Source organism: Terriglobus tenax, assembly GCF_025685395.1.
Classification (GTDB): Bacteria; Acidobacteriota; Terriglobia; order Terriglobales; family Acidobacteriaceae; genus Terriglobus; species Terriglobus tenax.
In genome coordinates this window covers 350,216-364,375 of record NZ_JAGSYA010000003.1, presented here as the reverse complement: position 1 = coordinate 364,375, position 14,160 = coordinate 350,216, and the positions used below count along the sequence as shown (strand labels likewise).

General features: G+C 60.5%; 14 protein-coding genes. 10 read left to right on the top strand and 4 right to left on the bottom strand.

Annotated features, from left to right (window positions below):
* Positions 1 to 126 precede the first annotated feature (126 nt).
* The 3 genes from ilvC to OHL13_RS01575 all read left to right on the top strand — a co-directional run bounded on the left by ilvC (position 127) and on the right by OHL13_RS01575 (position 2,471).
* Positions 127 to 1,149, top strand: coding sequence for a ketol-acid reductoisomerase (gene ilvC / locus OHL13_RS01585; RefSeq protein WP_263408358.1), 1,023 nt, complete (start codon positions 127 to 129; stop codon positions 1,147 to 1,149).
* 69 nt (positions 1,150 to 1,218) lie between these two features.
* Positions 1,219 to 2,004 (top strand): NIPSNAP family protein, encoded by a 786-nt coding sequence (locus OHL13_RS01580; RefSeq protein ID WP_263408357.1) that lies wholly within the window; start codon positions 1,219 to 1,221, stop codon positions 2,002 to 2,004.
* Between the two features lie 56 nt (positions 2,005 to 2,060).
* Positions 2,061 to 2,471 (top strand): DoxX family protein, encoded by a 411-nt coding sequence (locus tag OHL13_RS01575; RefSeq protein ID WP_263408356.1) that lies wholly within the window; start codon positions 2,061 to 2,063, stop codon positions 2,469 to 2,471.
* 52 nt (positions 2,472 to 2,523) lie between these two features.
* Here the strand turns inward: OHL13_RS01575 and OHL13_RS01570 are convergent, their stop codons facing one another.
* The 3 genes from OHL13_RS01570 to serS are packed head-to-tail and all read right to left on the bottom strand — an operon-like array spanning position 2,524 to position 4,952.
* Positions 2,524 to 3,219 carry a LolA family protein gene (locus OHL13_RS01570; protein WP_263408355.1) on the bottom strand — a complete coding sequence of 232 codons (696 nt, stop codon included), beginning with the start codon at positions 3,217 to 3,219 and terminating at the stop codon, positions 2,524 to 2,526.
* 54 nt (positions 3,220 to 3,273) lie between these two features.
* Positions 3,274 to 3,633, bottom strand: a complete 360-nt coding sequence (locus OHL13_RS01565; protein WP_263408354.1) for a hypothetical protein — start codon at positions 3,631 to 3,633, stop codon at positions 3,274 to 3,276.
* Positions 3,633 to 4,952 (bottom strand): serine--tRNA ligase, encoded by a 1,320-nt coding sequence (gene serS, locus OHL13_RS01560; protein ID WP_263408353.1) that lies wholly within the window; start codon positions 4,950 to 4,952, stop codon positions 3,633 to 3,635. The genes OHL13_RS01565 and serS overlap by 1 nt, the downstream gene beginning before the upstream one ends.
* A gap of 52 nt (positions 4,953 to 5,004) precedes the next feature.
* Here serS and OHL13_RS01555 point away from each other — a divergent pair, with 52 nt between their 5' ends.
* From OHL13_RS01555 to OHL13_RS01525, 7 genes are all read left to right on the top strand, one after another.
* Entirely contained in the window at positions 5,005 to 5,508 is a 504-nt protein-coding gene (locus OHL13_RS01555) for a GNAT family N-acetyltransferase (RefSeq protein WP_263408352.1), read from the top strand.
* 28 nt (positions 5,509 to 5,536) lie between these two features.
* Positions 5,537 to 6,445 (top strand): dihydroorotate dehydrogenase, encoded by a 909-nt coding sequence (locus OHL13_RS01550; RefSeq protein WP_263409106.1) that lies wholly within the window; start codon positions 5,537 to 5,539, stop codon positions 6,443 to 6,445.
* Positions 6,446 to 6,472: 27 nt separating this feature from the next.
* Positions 6,473 to 7,255 carry a 3-keto-disaccharide hydrolase gene (locus tag OHL13_RS01545; protein WP_263408351.1) on the top strand — a complete coding sequence of 261 codons (783 nt, stop codon included), beginning with the start codon at positions 6,473 to 6,475 and terminating at the stop codon, positions 7,253 to 7,255.
* A 335-nt stretch (positions 7,256 to 7,590) separates the two neighbouring features.
* The gene (gene purH / locus OHL13_RS01540) at positions 7,591 to 9,192 is read left to right on the top strand and encodes a bifunctional phosphoribosylaminoimidazolecarboxamide formyltransferase/IMP cyclohydrolase (protein ID WP_263408350.1); all 1,602 of its coding nucleotides are present in this window, start codon (positions 7,591 to 7,593) and stop codon (positions 9,190 to 9,192) included.
* A gap of 90 nt (positions 9,193 to 9,282) precedes the next feature.
* Positions 9,283 to 11,364 (top strand): tetratricopeptide repeat protein, encoded by a 2,082-nt coding sequence (locus tag OHL13_RS01535; RefSeq protein ID WP_263408349.1) that lies wholly within the window; start codon positions 9,283 to 9,285, stop codon positions 11,362 to 11,364.
* Positions 11,365 to 11,470: 106 nt separating this feature from the next.
* Positions 11,471 to 12,607: a dGTP triphosphohydrolase gene (dgt, locus tag OHL13_RS01530; RefSeq protein ID WP_263408348.1), complete on the top strand. Its 1,137-nt coding sequence runs from the start codon at positions 11,471 to 11,473 to the stop codon at positions 12,605 to 12,607.
* Between the two features lie 63 nt (positions 12,608 to 12,670).
* Entirely contained in the window at positions 12,671 to 13,417 is a 747-nt protein-coding gene (locus OHL13_RS01525) for a DUF1223 domain-containing protein (RefSeq protein ID WP_263408347.1), read from the top strand.
* A gap of 3 nt (positions 13,418 to 13,420) precedes the next feature.
* Here the strand turns inward: OHL13_RS01525 and OHL13_RS01520 are convergent, their stop codons facing one another.
* Positions 13,421 to 14,107 carry a queuosine precursor transporter gene (locus OHL13_RS01520; RefSeq protein WP_263408346.1) on the bottom strand — a complete coding sequence of 229 codons (687 nt, stop codon included), beginning with the start codon at positions 14,105 to 14,107 and terminating at the stop codon, positions 13,421 to 13,423.
* Between the last annotated feature and the right edge of the window lie 53 nt (positions 14,108 to 14,160).

The following is a 14,160-nucleotide window of genomic DNA, read 5'->3' as shown; positions in this document are numbered from 1 at the left end:
CCTACCCGCCCACCCTCGCAAACCGGGTTAGGGGAAGAGAAACAAAAGCAGGTCCTTACCCTGCGCTCAGGATGACAATCCTCGAAAACCAATAGAATTCTAAGTAACCACCGAAAAGGAAGAAGAATGGCAAAGGCATATCACGATCACGACGCAGACCTCTCTCTTATCCAGGCGAAGAAAGTCGCCATCATCGGCTACGGCTCGCAGGGCCACGCTCACGCGCTGAACCTGAAGGACTCCGGCGTAGACGTGAAGGTCGGCCTGCGCCCCGGTTCGGCCAACGAAGCCAAGGCGAAGAACGCCGGTCTCGAGGTCCTCTCAGTTGCTGACGCCGCCAAGTGGGCCGATGTGATCATGCTGCTGGTTCCGGACCAGACGGCTGCCAAGGTATACAAGGAGATCGAGCCGGGCCTGACCGCCGGCAAGACCCTGATGTTTGCCCACGGCTTCAACATCCGCTTCCGCACCATCAATCCCCCGGCGGACGTGGATGTTTCCCTCGTTGCCCCCAAGGGACCTGGCCACCGCGTGCGCGAGGTCTTCACCGAAGGCGGCGGCGTACCCGGACTGGTTGCCGTGGAGCAGGATGCCAGCGGCAACGCTCTGGCGCTGGCTCTGAGCTATGCCAAGGGCATTGGCTGCACCCGTGGCGGCGTTCTTGAGACTACCTTCACCGAAGAGACCGAGACTGATCTGTTCGGAGAGCAGGCTGTTCTGTGCGGCGGCACTGCTGCCCTGGTGAAGGCCGGCTTTGAGACCCTGGTTGAGGCTGGCTACCAGCCCGAGCTGGCGTACTTCGAGGTGCTGCACGAGCTGAAGCTGATCGTCGACCTGATGTACCGTGGCGGCCTGGAGTACATGCGCTATTCCATCTCGGACACCGCCGAGTGGGGCGACTACGTGACCGGACCGCGCATTGTGACCCCGGCTGTGAAGGACGCCATGCGCGAGGTACTGAAGGACATCCAGTCCGGCAAGTTCGCCAAGGAGTTCATTGAAGAGAATGAGACCGGCCGCAAGGGCTTTGCCAAGTTCCGTGGAGCCGACAACGAGCACCAGCTGGAGAAGGTGGGCAAGGAGCTGCGCAAGTCCATGCCGTTCCTGGATCCGGTCGAAGTGAAGGACGGAGCTGTTGTGAAGGCATAAGCTGCCTCCGCAACACACGAAATGCCCCGGTGATGACCGGGGCATTTTTGTTTGTGTATAAGGGTAGGCATGAAACGGCGTGAGTTTATTCGTTCCGCAGCGGCTGGCGCGGTTGCAGCCACAGTGTTGCCAGTGGAAGCACAGGTGCAGGAAAAGCAGGCAGGGCAGGAGTTTTACGAGCTGCGCAGATTTTCGCTGCGCAATGGCGCAGGGCCGAAGCTGACGGAGAACTTCTTCGCGCAGGCGATGATTCCGGCGCTGAATCACATGGGCATTTCTCCGGTAGGGGCGTTCAAGGTGGATGTTGGGCCGGAGATGCCGACCTACTACCTGCTGCTGCCATCGAAGTCTGCTGAGGCGTTGCTGAGCGTGAACCAGAAGCTATCGCAGGATGCCGAGTTCCTGAAGGCAGCGGCTGGGTTCTGGGATGCTCCGGCGGCCGCGCCTGCGTTTCTCCGCGTGGAGAGCACGATCTTCTCCGCCTTTACGGGATGGCCGAAGCTGACACCTCCGAAGCCGGAGAAGCGCATCTTCCAACTCCGTATTTATGAGAGCGCGTCGTATGCGGCACACCTGAAGAAGGTGGAGATGTTCAATACGGCTGAGATTGGCATTTTTGTGAAGGCGGGGCTGGCGCCGGTCTTCTTTGGGAGCGCCATCAGCGGCCCGCTGCTGCCGAACCTGACGTACATGCTCACCTTCCCTGACCTGCCGACGCTGAGTGCGAACTGGTCGAAGTTTGGTTCGGACCCGGCGTGGAAGGAGCTGTCACATAAGCCTGGCTACACGGATCCGGAAATTGTGACCAACATCAGCAACTACTATCTGAGTCCTCTGGCCTGTTCGCAGGTTTAAATGCAGATCTCTCCGCTCCGGTCGAGATGACAGGATTGTGTTTATGGAGGAATGCCATGTTTCGTGATCATCGCGCGGTGGCGTATGGGCTAATGCGATTGGCCCTGGGCGTTAACATCTTTGGCCATGGCTTCTTCCGCATCCTTACGGGCGTAGGAGCCTTTGCCACGGGCATGGCGCAGGGGATGGAGAAGTCTCCCCTGCCGCATGGCATGATCCTGGCCTTTGGCTACTGCATTCCGGTGATTGAGGGCAGCGTGGGGCTGCTGCTGATCCTGGGACTGTTCACACGACTTGCGCTGGTGGCGGGATCGCTGCTGATGATTGCGCTGACCTTCGGCACAACATCGATCCAAAACTGGAACGGCGCCGGGACCCAGTTGGTCTACAGCGCCGTTTTCTTTTTTATGTTGTGGCTGGTTGAGCAGGATCGCTACTCGGTGGATGGTTTGCGTAAGCGCGGTTAGGGTGAATTTTCGGAAGCACCTAAACCGAGGCTACGAAAACGATTTATCAGCGCTAGGGGCGCTTGACCGAGGTTTTGCTCGTGGTCTTGATCTCGAAGGCCTTGGTGTCGACCTTCCCGTTCACCTTGATGTTGGTGTAGAAGCAGATCTTCTGGTCGCCGGAGGGGGTAAAGAACTGCTGCTTCAAGGAAACGCCGCGCACCGGATCGGTCCAGATGATGACATGCGTGAAGGTATTTTTCACACTCTCCTGTTTCGGTACAAGATCCAGCTTCGTTGTCTGGACACCGTCAATCGTTTCCGTGCCTTGCGGTGTGATGGTCCACTGCTTCTCCATCTCTGTGCCGCTGCCACCAAAACCCAGAGTCAGGAAGCTTTCATACTGAGACTGGTTCTTCCCCGCGGAAAGCAGCGTGAGTTCGTCAATGCTCGGCTGGTAGAGCTTCAACTGTCCGCCTGAATAAGCAACCACCTTCTTGGCCGGCTTCTGGATGACGGCGCCCATGTCGGTCGCCGCTCCCTTCTTCTGAAAGAAGATAATGCCAGTCTGTATGGTGGTCTCACGGACGACGCGCTCGTAAGTGTCCCAGCGCAGGTCGGCTGTGGCGGACTGGAACTTCGCGGCAGCGGCGTCCAACTGCTGGACGACTTTCTGGAGTTCCTGTGTCTGCGCAGCAGCCGGTTTGATGGAAATAGCGGTCAGCATGAAGGCTGCGGCCGCGGTGAACTTGATCAATCCAAAACGCATAGGCTCTACAAAATCCTCACACTGGTTGGATGCAAACCAACGGTAAAGGTCAACTTACGGACGGTGAACCCAGACCTTGTAACCAGTCACCTTGCCGTGAGCGTCCTTCATCTCTTCGCTCTTGTCCATGGTCACCGGGCCGGCGTATTGCACCACGGCGTAGAGCAGGTCGCTGTTCAGGTCGCCCGTTGCCTGGCGAACATCCTGTGCGCGCAGGGTGTAGAGATAGCCGCCGTGGCCATCTTCCTGCACCAGGGTCTGCGCGGGCTGCAGTGGGGTGTCCTGCGGATGGGCCTTGAAGTCAATGTAATGCGGCGAGATGAACAGGAACAGCAGGATGAGCGTGACCATGATGTCGTAGTGCAGGCTGCCCCGTTCATAGGTCCAGAAGATGTAGTTCTTCAAGAGCTTCATTAGCGGGCCTGCTTTCCGATGACGGTGTCGCCATGCATGTACGGCACCAGCGCATCCGGTACACGCACAGTACCGTCGGCCTGCTGGTAGTTCTCAAGAATTGCGAGATAGGTGCGCCCAACGGCCAGGCCGCTGCCATTGAGCGTGTGCAGCAGCTCACTCTTCTTGCCTCCCGCCGGGCGGTAGCGGATGCCCGCGCGACGCGCCTGGAAGCCCTCAAAGTTGGAGCAGGAGCTGATCTCACGGTAGGTCTGCTGGCCGGGCAGCCAGACTTCGAGGTCGTAGGTTTTGGCCGAGCTGAAGCCCATGTCGCCGGTGCAGAGCAGCATGCGGCGGTAGGGCAGGCCCAGCTTTTCCAGCACGGTTTCGGCGTGGCGGGTGAGCTTTTCGTGCTCGTCGTTGCTGGTCTCCGGCGCGACGAACTTCACCAGCTCCACCTTCTGGAACTGGTGCTGGCGGATCATGCCGCGGACGTCGCGGCCGTGCGATCCGGCTTCGGCGCGGAAGCAGGGTGTGTAGGCGCAGTAGCTGATGGGCAACTGCGTGGCGTCCAGCGTTTCGCCGGCAAAGAGATTGGTGACCGGGACCTCGGCGGTGGGGATGAGCCAGTGGTCGCCGTCCTTCAGCTCGCCGTCGAAAGGGCCGCTGTCGTCGCAGTGGAAGAGGTCTTCGGCGAACTTGGGTAGTTGGCCGGTGCCGAAGAGCGAACGGCTGTTGACCATGAACGGAGGAAGGACCTCCATGTAGCCGTGCTCGCGGGTGTGCAGGTCGAGCATGAAGGCGGCGAGGGCGCGTTCGAGGCGCGCTCCCTGGCCGAAGTGCACGACCATGCGAGCGCCGGAGATTTTGGCGGCGCGTTCGAAGTCGACGATGCCGAGCGCTTCGGCGATCTCCCAGTGGGGCTTGGGCTCGAAGTCGAAGCTTGGCTTGTCGCCCCAGGTCTTTTCGAGCTGGTTGCCGTGCTCGTCCGTGCCTGCGGGAACGCTGTCCTGCGGCAGATTGGGAATGGCCTGCAGGGTGGCCTGCAGCTTGGCGTCGAGCTCGGTGGCCTTGGCTTCGAGCGCTTCTCCGCGCTCTTTCAGACCGCGCACCTGTTCCATGATGGCGTCTGCATTGCCGCCGGAGCGCTTGATGTTGCCGACTTCAGCGGAGAGCTTGTTGCGCTCGGCCTTCAGGTTCTCGGCCTCGGTGATGGCGGTGCGACGCTCGGCGTCGAGAACCGTGAAATCACCAAGAGCAGCTTCGGGGTCCATGCCGCGCAAACGCAGCTTTGCTTTCACCAGATCCAGGTTCGCCCGGACAAATGCCAAATCCAACATAGGTCTCTCTATTTTAGCGGTTTGGGCGGCCCGGCTGCGCTAGGCTGCTGGTATGGCAGACGAGAAACCGGCATTTATATTGCGGCCTCACCGTACGGGCGACATGGGATGGGTGATTCACCGGCAGGCTGTGGCCTACGCACGGGAGTATGGCTGGAACAGCGACTTTGAGATGCTGGTGGCCCGGATTGCCGCGGATTTTCTGGCGAACTTCAACCCCGAACGCGAGCACTGCTGGATGGCGGAGTCGCCGGAGGGGTTGCAACTGGGGCATATCTTCCTGGTACAGCACCCGGAAGAGCCGGAGACGGCCAAACTGCGCCTGCTGCTTGTGGAACCGGAGGCGCGTGGCATGGGGCTGGGTAAGATGCTGGTGGCCGAGTGCATCGGCTTTGCGCGCAAAGTGGGCTATACGCGCATCACGCTATGGACGCAGAGCATGCTGACGCCGGCCACGCGGATCTACCAGGCGGCGGGGTTCCAGCTTGTAGCCGAAGAACCGCATCACAGCTTCGGGGCGGAGCTGGTGGGGCAGACCTGGACGCTGGAGCTGTAGCATAACGAGAGTGAACAAATCCCCTGACATGCGCGTGAACATCGCCGGCGTGGAGTTGCGCTCGCCGGTCATTGCCGCCAGCGGCACCTTTGGGTATGGCCTTGAGTTTGAGGACATTCTTTCTCTGGATAAGATTGGGGCCTTTGTAACCAAGGGGCTTTCCGCCGAGCCGATGGCAGGCAACCCTTCGCCCCGCATTATTGAGACGGCCAGCGGCATGATGAACGCCATTGGTCTGCAGAATGTGGGCGTGAGAGCGTTTATTGCCGAGAAGCTGCCGAAGATCAGGCAGATCAAGGGAGCCGTATGCATTGCCAACGTCTTCGGCTATACGGTGGAGGACTGCATCCAGGTTGTCCGTGAGCTGGACCAGGCGGACGGCATTGCCATGTATGAGCTGAACGCCTCCTGCCCGAATACTTCGCACGGCGGCATGGTGTTTGGCACGGACGGCATCATGCTCTATGACCTGGTGACGCGCGTTCGCAGAAGAACGCAGCGGCCGGTGATGGTGAAGCTGTCGCCGAATGTAACCAACATTGGGCACATGGCGCGCGTGGCGCAGGACGCCGGAGCGGACGCCGTCTCGCTGGTGAATACCTTCCTGGCGCTGTCGATCGACATTGAAACGCGCAAGCCGCGGATTGCCAACACCACGGGCGGGCTCTCCGGGCCGGCCATCAAGCCGATTGCCGTGCGCATGGTGCGCGAGGCATCGAAGGCCGTCAGCATTCCGGTGGTTGGGCTGGGTGGCATTGTCTGCGCGGAGGATGCGGTGGAATTCCTTCTGGCGGGTGCAACGGCCGTGCAGGTAGGCACGGCCAGCTATGCCGATCCGCGCGCGGTGGAGACCATCGCGAACGGCCTGCGGACGTGGTGCAAGTCGCACGAGGTGGAGCGTGCGCGTGACCTGACCGGGGCGATGCTTTCCGCATAGGGCCCCTGTGGCGTATGCTGGCTCCGCATGCGCCGCTTACTGTTTCCCCTCGCCCTGAGTTTCGCCGCAACCGCTGTCTTCGCGCAGGAGACGGCCAAGCCCAAGCCGGAAGATACCGAAATCTGGTCGCCGGTACCGCCGGTAGTCAGTAACACAGCTCCGGTCACCACGGCGCCGCCGTCGGACGCCACCGTGCTGTTTGACGGGAAGAACCTGGACCAGTGGGTGCAGGTCAGCGACAAGTCGCCCGCCAAATGGTTTGTTAAAGACGACACCCTGACGGTGAACAAGGAAAAGGGCGTCGGCAACATCGAAACGAAGAAGTCCTTCAAGAATTACCAGCTCCACATTGAATGGAAGGTTCCCGCGACCATCACCGGCGAGGGACAGGCTCGTGGCAACAGCGGCGTCTTCCTGGCCTCTACGGGTACCGGTGACGCCGGTTATGAACTACAGGTGCTGGACAGCTACCAGAACAAGACCTACGTGAACGGTATGGCCGGAAGTCTGTACAAGCAGGCGATTCCTCTGGCCAATCCGGGCCGCAAGCCGGGTGAGTGGCAGAGCTACGACGTGATCTGGACCGCGCCGATCTTCAACGCCGACGGCAGCCTGAAGACGCCCGCCTACGCGACGGTGCTGTTCAACGGCGTACTGGTGGAAGACCACTACGAGCTGAAGGGCGAGACGCTGTACATCGGTAAGCCCGTGTACAAGGCCTATGACCGCGCCCCCATCAAGCTGCAGGCCCACGGCGACAAGAGCGAGCCGCTGAGCTTCCGGAATATCTGGGTGCGGGAGCTGCCGTAAAAAGCTTTGGGAGTGCATACAGCCTGGGCCGTTGGCCCAGGCATTTCCTTTTCTGGATGGCACATAAAAGTACCTTAGCGGCTGAAGCCGCACGGATATGCGGACTTTTGCGGCTCGGCTGAAGCCGTGCCCCCGACATAAAACGGCTTTTTGCTAGGGCCAGGGGCTAAACCCCATCTCGTTTAGCACTCTTTCAGTGGCCTGAAAGCCACTACTCCCTCCGCCTGAGGGCTAAAGTTCTCGGACAAAATACTCAACCTCGACTGTCCATAGAAACCCGATACGCCCATATACCTAGGCGGTGCTCAGTCCAATCCCCGTAAAATAGAAGGGTCATGACTGATCTGAAGCCTGTTCGCCGTGCCCTCCTCTCCGTCACCGATAAATCCGGACTCACCGACTTTGCCAAGACCCTGGTTGCCCAGGGCGTGGAGCTGGTTTCGACCGGCGGTACCGCCAAGGCGCTGCGGGACGCGGGCCTTGCCGTGCGTGACATCTCCGACCTGACCGGGTTTCCGGAGATGCTGGATGGCCGCGTAAAGACGCTGCATCCGAAGGTGCATGGCGGCATTCTGCACCGCCGCAGCCTGCCGGAGCATGTAGCCGCTGTGCGCGAGCATGGCATTGAAGACATCGACATTGTGGTGGTGAACCTGTACGCCTTTGAGGCGACCGCCGCCAAGCCGGGTGTCACCTTTGGGGAGCTGATTGAGAATATCGACATCGGTGGCCCGTCGATGGTGCGCTCTGCCGCGAAGAACTTTGAGGATGTGGCGATTGTGACCCGCGTGGAGGATTATGCGACGATCTCCGCCGAGTTGGCCGCGAACGGCGGCAAGCTGAGCGGTGAGACCCGCTGGAAGCTGGCGCAGACGGCCTTTGCCACCACCGCCGCCTATGACTCGGCCATTGCCGCCACGCTGGCAACGCTGCCCTACGCCGCGCCGGAGACCCCGCTGGCGAAGCCCGAGGAAGGTTCCTATCCTGCGCGGCTGGACCTGGACTTCAGCCTGGCGCAGACGCTGCGCTATGGCGAGAACCCGCACCAGTCCGCGGCGCTGTACGTGGACGGCTCCCGCAAGGGTATTGCGGCCGGCAAGCAATTGCAGGGTAAGGAGTTGAGCTTCAACAACCTGGTGGACCTGGATGCCTGCTGGGAGCTTGCGCAGGAGTTTGCCGAGCCTGCCGTGGCCATCATCAAGCACACCAACCCCTGCGGAGCGGCGACGGGCATTTCGGTTGCCGATGCGTATGTCCGCGCGCTGGCGGCTGATCCGATTTCGGCCTTTGGCGGTGTGATTGGCGTGAACCGCATTGTGGACGAGGCAGCGGCCGCCGAGATGGTGAAGCTGTTTGTGGAGGCGATTGCCGCCCCCGGATTTACGCCGGAGGCCCAGGCGATCTTTGCCGCGAAGAAGAACCTGCGGCTGGTGGAGGTCAACGCTCATCCGGCCCAGCAGGTGATCAAGCAGATCTCCGGCGGGCTGTTGCTGCAGGACGCGGACCGCAAGCGGATTGAGTCCGGCGACTTGAAGATTGTGACCGACCGCGAGCCGACTCCGGAGGAGCTGACGGCCCTGCTGTTCTCCTGGCGTGTCTGCAAGCATGTGAAATCAAACGCGATTGTGTATGCCCGCGCGGAAGCGCATGGGCAGGAGGTCTTCGGCCAGACGGTGGGAATTGGCGCCGGGCAGATGTCTCGCGTGGATGCTGCGAAGTTCGGAGCGCTGAAGGCGGTTCTACCGCTGGCGGGCACGGTGGCGGCGTCGGACGCCTTCTTCCCCTTCCCGGATGGCCTGGAAACGGTGGCCACCGCGGGTGCGACGGCGGTGATTCAGCCGGGCGGATCGGTGAAGGACCAGGACGTAATTGCGGCCGCCAACCGGCTTGGACTGGCGATGGTCTTTACCGGAATCCGGCATTTCCGTCACGGATGATCAGGCAAATGGTACTTGCCAGCATCCTACGTGTAGATACAATCGTCTAACTCGGATATACAGCGGCTACCAGCCGCGCTTCAGGACCTGATGACACTTTTCCGGCGTCTCTTTACCGCTCGTCCCGTACTGCTTTCGGCGGCTGCGCTGCTGGCAACACTGCCTGCAGCCGCGCAACAGAAGACCGCGGTGGAGGCGCCGAAAGGACCAGATCATTCGGCGTCTTACTATCACTACAGCCTGGCGCATATGTATGAGGAGATGGCCGTCAACCAGGGCCGCACCGATTACGCCACGCAGGCTATTGAAGAGTACAAGCTGGCGCTGAATGCCGATCCGGATTCAGCCCAGTTGCAGGACGGACTGGCGGACCTTTATCTGAAGCTGGGCCGCGTGCGCGAAGCCGTCTCGGTGGCCCAGGAGCAGGTCAAGCGCAATCCGAATGATGTTGAGGCGCATAACATCCTGGGCCGGATCTATCTGCGCTCGCTGGGCGATGGTACGCCCAACGGCCAGTCACAGCAGATGCTGCAGATGGCGTTGACCGAGTACCAGGCGATTGTCCGCCTGAAGCCGGACAGCGTGGAAGATCACCTTCTGCTGGGTCAGCTTTATGCGCTGAACCGCGAAAACGATAAGGCCGAGGCCGAGTTGAAGACCGCGCAGAAGCTGGACGGCACCTCGGAAGAGGTTGTGCTGGCGATGGTTCGTCTGTATGGCGAGCAGAACCAGTATGACCGCATTGTGCAGTTGATCAATGCCCTGCCCGTGACGGACCGTACGGCGCGCATGGAATACTCGCTGGCGCTGACCTATGACCAGTTGAAGAAGCCGAAGGAGGCCGCCGCGGCCTACCAGCGCTCGCTCGATATTGACAACGACAACCTGGACGCACAGCGTGGCCTTGCCAGTGCCCTGCTGCTGGATGGCCAGTTTGACGCGGCTTTGAAGCAGTACAAGGATATTGTTGCGGCTGAGCCGCAGGATGCGCAGTCCTACATCCGCATTGCGGAGATCCAGCGCCGCCAGGGCCACTATGAAGAAGCTCTGGCTACGCTGAAGAAGGCCAAGACGCTGGTGACCGATTCGCTGGAGCTGAGCTACAACGAGGCGCTGCTGTATGACTCGCTTGGCCGCTTTGACGATGCGGTGACCACGCTGAACAAGCTGCTGACCGATACCGCCCATGCCGATGGCAACTACACGGACGGGGAAAAGAACAACCGCGTGCTGTTCCTTGATCGCCTGGGAACAGTGCTGCGCGAGCAGGGGAAGACAGCGCAGGCCGTGGATGCCTACAAGCAGATCGTCGCGCTGGGTGGAGACAACATCGCCCGCGGCTACCAGGGTGAGGTGGACGCGTATCGCGACAATCACGACTGGGCCAAGATGACCGCTGCCGCCGGAGAAGCCGCAAAGGCTCTACCGAAGGAAAAGGGCGTGCAGATGTTGTACGCGGGCACGCTGGCCGACACCGGCAAGGTGGAAGAGGCGATCACCATCGCCAAGGCGCAGCTGGGCGGCGACGATGATCGCGATATCCGCATGCAGCTGGCCCAGATGTACATCCGCCTGAAGCGCTGGAAGGATGCCGACGAGCAGCTGACCAAGGTGGAAGGCATTACCTCGCGCAATGAGGACAAGATCTACCTGCACTTCTCGCGCGGAACGCTGGCGGAGCGGCAGAAACTGTATGACCAGGCCGAAGCGGAGTTCCGCAAGGTGCTGGCCATTGACCCGAATAACGCCGCCACGCTGAATTACCTGGGCTACATGCTGGCTGACCGCGGGCAGAAGCTGCCCGAGGCCGTCGACATGGTTCGCAAAGCTGTCGAGCTGGATCCGCAGAACGGGGCATATCTCGATTCGCTGGGCTGGGCCTACTTCAAGAGCGGGCAGTATGCGCTGGCCGAAGAGAACCTGCTGAAGGCCAAGGACCGCATCACCACCGATCCGACGGTCTATGACCACCTGGGCGAGCTGTATGAGCAGACCGGAAAGCTGAAGCAGGCCGTCAGCTGGTGGGAGCGCTCCATGAAGGAGTACAAGCTGGCGCTGGCGCCGGATGCCGATCCGGCGGACCAGGCCAAGGTACAGAAGAAGCTGGACAATGCGCGTGTGAAGCTGGCGCGCGCTACGCCGGCAGCCCGTAGCGCCGTGCAGAACAAGTAACCAATCAGCTTCATGATGGGTGGAAAGGCCAGCTTCGGCTGGCCTTTTTCCATCTCCGTAACCGGGTGGCTGATAGCCTTCTGAAGGAGAGATTTCGCACGATTCCATGTTGACCACGCGCAAACCTTATGCCGTTCGCGGCGATGCGCACGATCCCCTGATCCAGCGCAAGTGGCCGTATCCGGAGCGCATGTCGCGCTCGCCGTTTGAGCGGGACCGCGATCGCGTTGTGGGTTCGCGTGCATTTCGACGTCTCGCCGGCAAGACGCAGGTCTTCTCGACCCGCTCCGGGGATCACTTCCGCTCGCGCCTGACGCACACCATTGAGGTGGCGCAGATTGCACGCGAAGTCGCTTCCTCCCTGGGTCTGAATGTGGAACTGGCCGAGACGCTGGCGCTGGTGCATGACATTGGGCATCCTCCCTTTGGCCACACGGGCGAGCGCGCCCTGGACCACTGCCTGCAGGAGTATGGCCTGCGCTTCGATCACAACCTGCACGCTCTGCGCACGGTGGAGCACTTTGAGCAGCGCTATGCGGCGCATCGTGGGCTGAACCTGACGCTGGGCGTACGCGAAGGCATCATCAAGCACTCGCGCGACTACAAGGCAGAAGACCATCCCGACCTTGCGGAATACTTCCTGGGCCAGCGTCCGCCGCTGGAGGCCCAGATCATCGACCTGGTAGACGAGGTAGCCTATCTTGCGGCCGATCTTGACGATGGCCTTGAGTCCGGCATTCTTGAGGTCGATGACCTGCGTGAGAACCTGTCGATCTTCCGCGACCTGTATGACTTCGTCCACCGCCGTCATCCTGGAGTGGAGCAGAAATACCTCTTCCACGAGACGCTGCAATGGATGCAGCATCGCCTGACGGATGATGTGATCCAGAACGTCACAAAGCAGGTGGAAGAGATCGGCATTGAGACGCTGGAACAGATCCGCGCCTATCCTTACCGCATTGCGGTCTTCTCCCCGGAGATGGAAGCCATGCGGCTCGAGGAAAAAAAGTACCTGTACGAAGCTCTGTATACCTGCGGTCCGCTCAAGGTAGAGAACGCGCACGGACGCGTCGTGATTGAGTCGCTGTTTCGCTACTGGGTGAAGAACCCCAGCCAGTTGCCCGAGGGCTACTATGGCGACCTGGAGACCGAAGGAGTCGCCCGCACGGTGGCGGATTACATTGCCGGCATGACCGATACCTACATTCTTGATCTGTACGGTGCGCTGGTGACAAAGCTGTAGCTTTCTGTAACCAACCCGTTTGTGGAGGAGTCAAAGGTACGGCTGCAGAAGGACCGGCCTTTCATGATCGCTCGCATTGCATTGCTTAGCACTTTGGTTGCACTTACCGGCAACGCGCAGACTGTTCCTCAGTCCAATCCCGTCGTCGTGGAGTTGTTTACCTCTGAGGGATGTTCCAGTTGCCCGCCTGCAGACAAGCTACTGCAGCGCCTCAACCATACGCGCACATCCTCTGGTCAGTTGGTCATCGCCATCAGTGAGCATGTCACGTACTGGAATCAGCTTGGCTGGAAAGACCCCTTCTCTGCGGAGACCTATACTGCGCGCCAGCAGGGCTATGGAACGCAGTTTCAGCTCCCCGATGTCTACACGCCGCAGATGGTGATCAACGGCCAGCAACAGATTGTCGGCAACGATGAGGCGGGGCTCACAAAGGCCTTTCAAAACGCGGCAAGGCAGCCACAGATGGCACTGAATATTCTCTCAGCGGATGCAGTTGGGAAAGACCTCGCGGTTCGCTTCTCCGCCAAAGGCTTGTCCTTGCGGGATCCTCTGAAGATCATCGCTGTACTGACACAGGACGAAGCAACCTCTTCCGTGAAGCGAGGCGAGAATAGCGGCCGCACCCTCGCCCACGTAGCCGTAGCGCGATCGCTGACCACGGTAGCGACCGTGAAGCAGGATGGAGAGCAGACGGTGCGGGTTCCTATCGATGCCTCACTCGCCGCCGCAGGCACCAAACGGCACCTGGTGCTGCTGGCACAGGAGTCCAGCGGAGCAGTCGCCGGGAGTGACACGCGTTCTTTCTAGTGGTTACTCTCCGAAGCGAAACGGATTGAAGCTAGTATGCCGGTCAAAGGCATCCACTCCTTCGGTCCGCTTCAGCCAGCCGACAACGGCATACGTGATGGGCGTTGCCAGCACTTCATACGCCACTTTCAGACCGTAGCCGGTAATGATGAGCCGACCAATGTCAGCCCACGGTAGCGTGAAGCCAAAGGTCAGCGTGATGACGACGGCGGTATCCACCGCCTGCCCCACGATGGTGGAGCCGACGGTGCGTGTCCACAGCATCTTTCCTTCGGTCATCAGCTTCAGCCGAGCCATGGTGTAGCTATTGGCGAACTCGCCAAGGAAGTAGGCGATGATGCTGGCGATGAGGATACGCGGGATAAAACCGAAGACGGTCTCAAAGGCGGCCTGGTTGTGCCAGCCACTGGCGGCGGGCAAAGCGATGGTGATGGTGCCCATCAGGTAAAGCAGCGCCGTACCGAAGAAGCCCAGCCAGATGGCTCGCCGCGATGCGCCATAGCCGTACACCTCGGTAAAAACGTCGCCAAAGATGTAGGTGATGGGAAACAGGATGACGGCGCCGGAGACCTCAAAGGGGCCGATGCGGCAGATCTTTTGTGCGACCAGGTTGCTGACCAGCAGAATCACGACAAAAGCCGTGATCAGGGCGTCGAGGTACTTGTATCCGTGCGGGTGCGCTTTTGACATGAGCTCTCAGTATTGTTAGGGTAATAGAGGCCCGCTTAAAGCGCGAAGGCTCC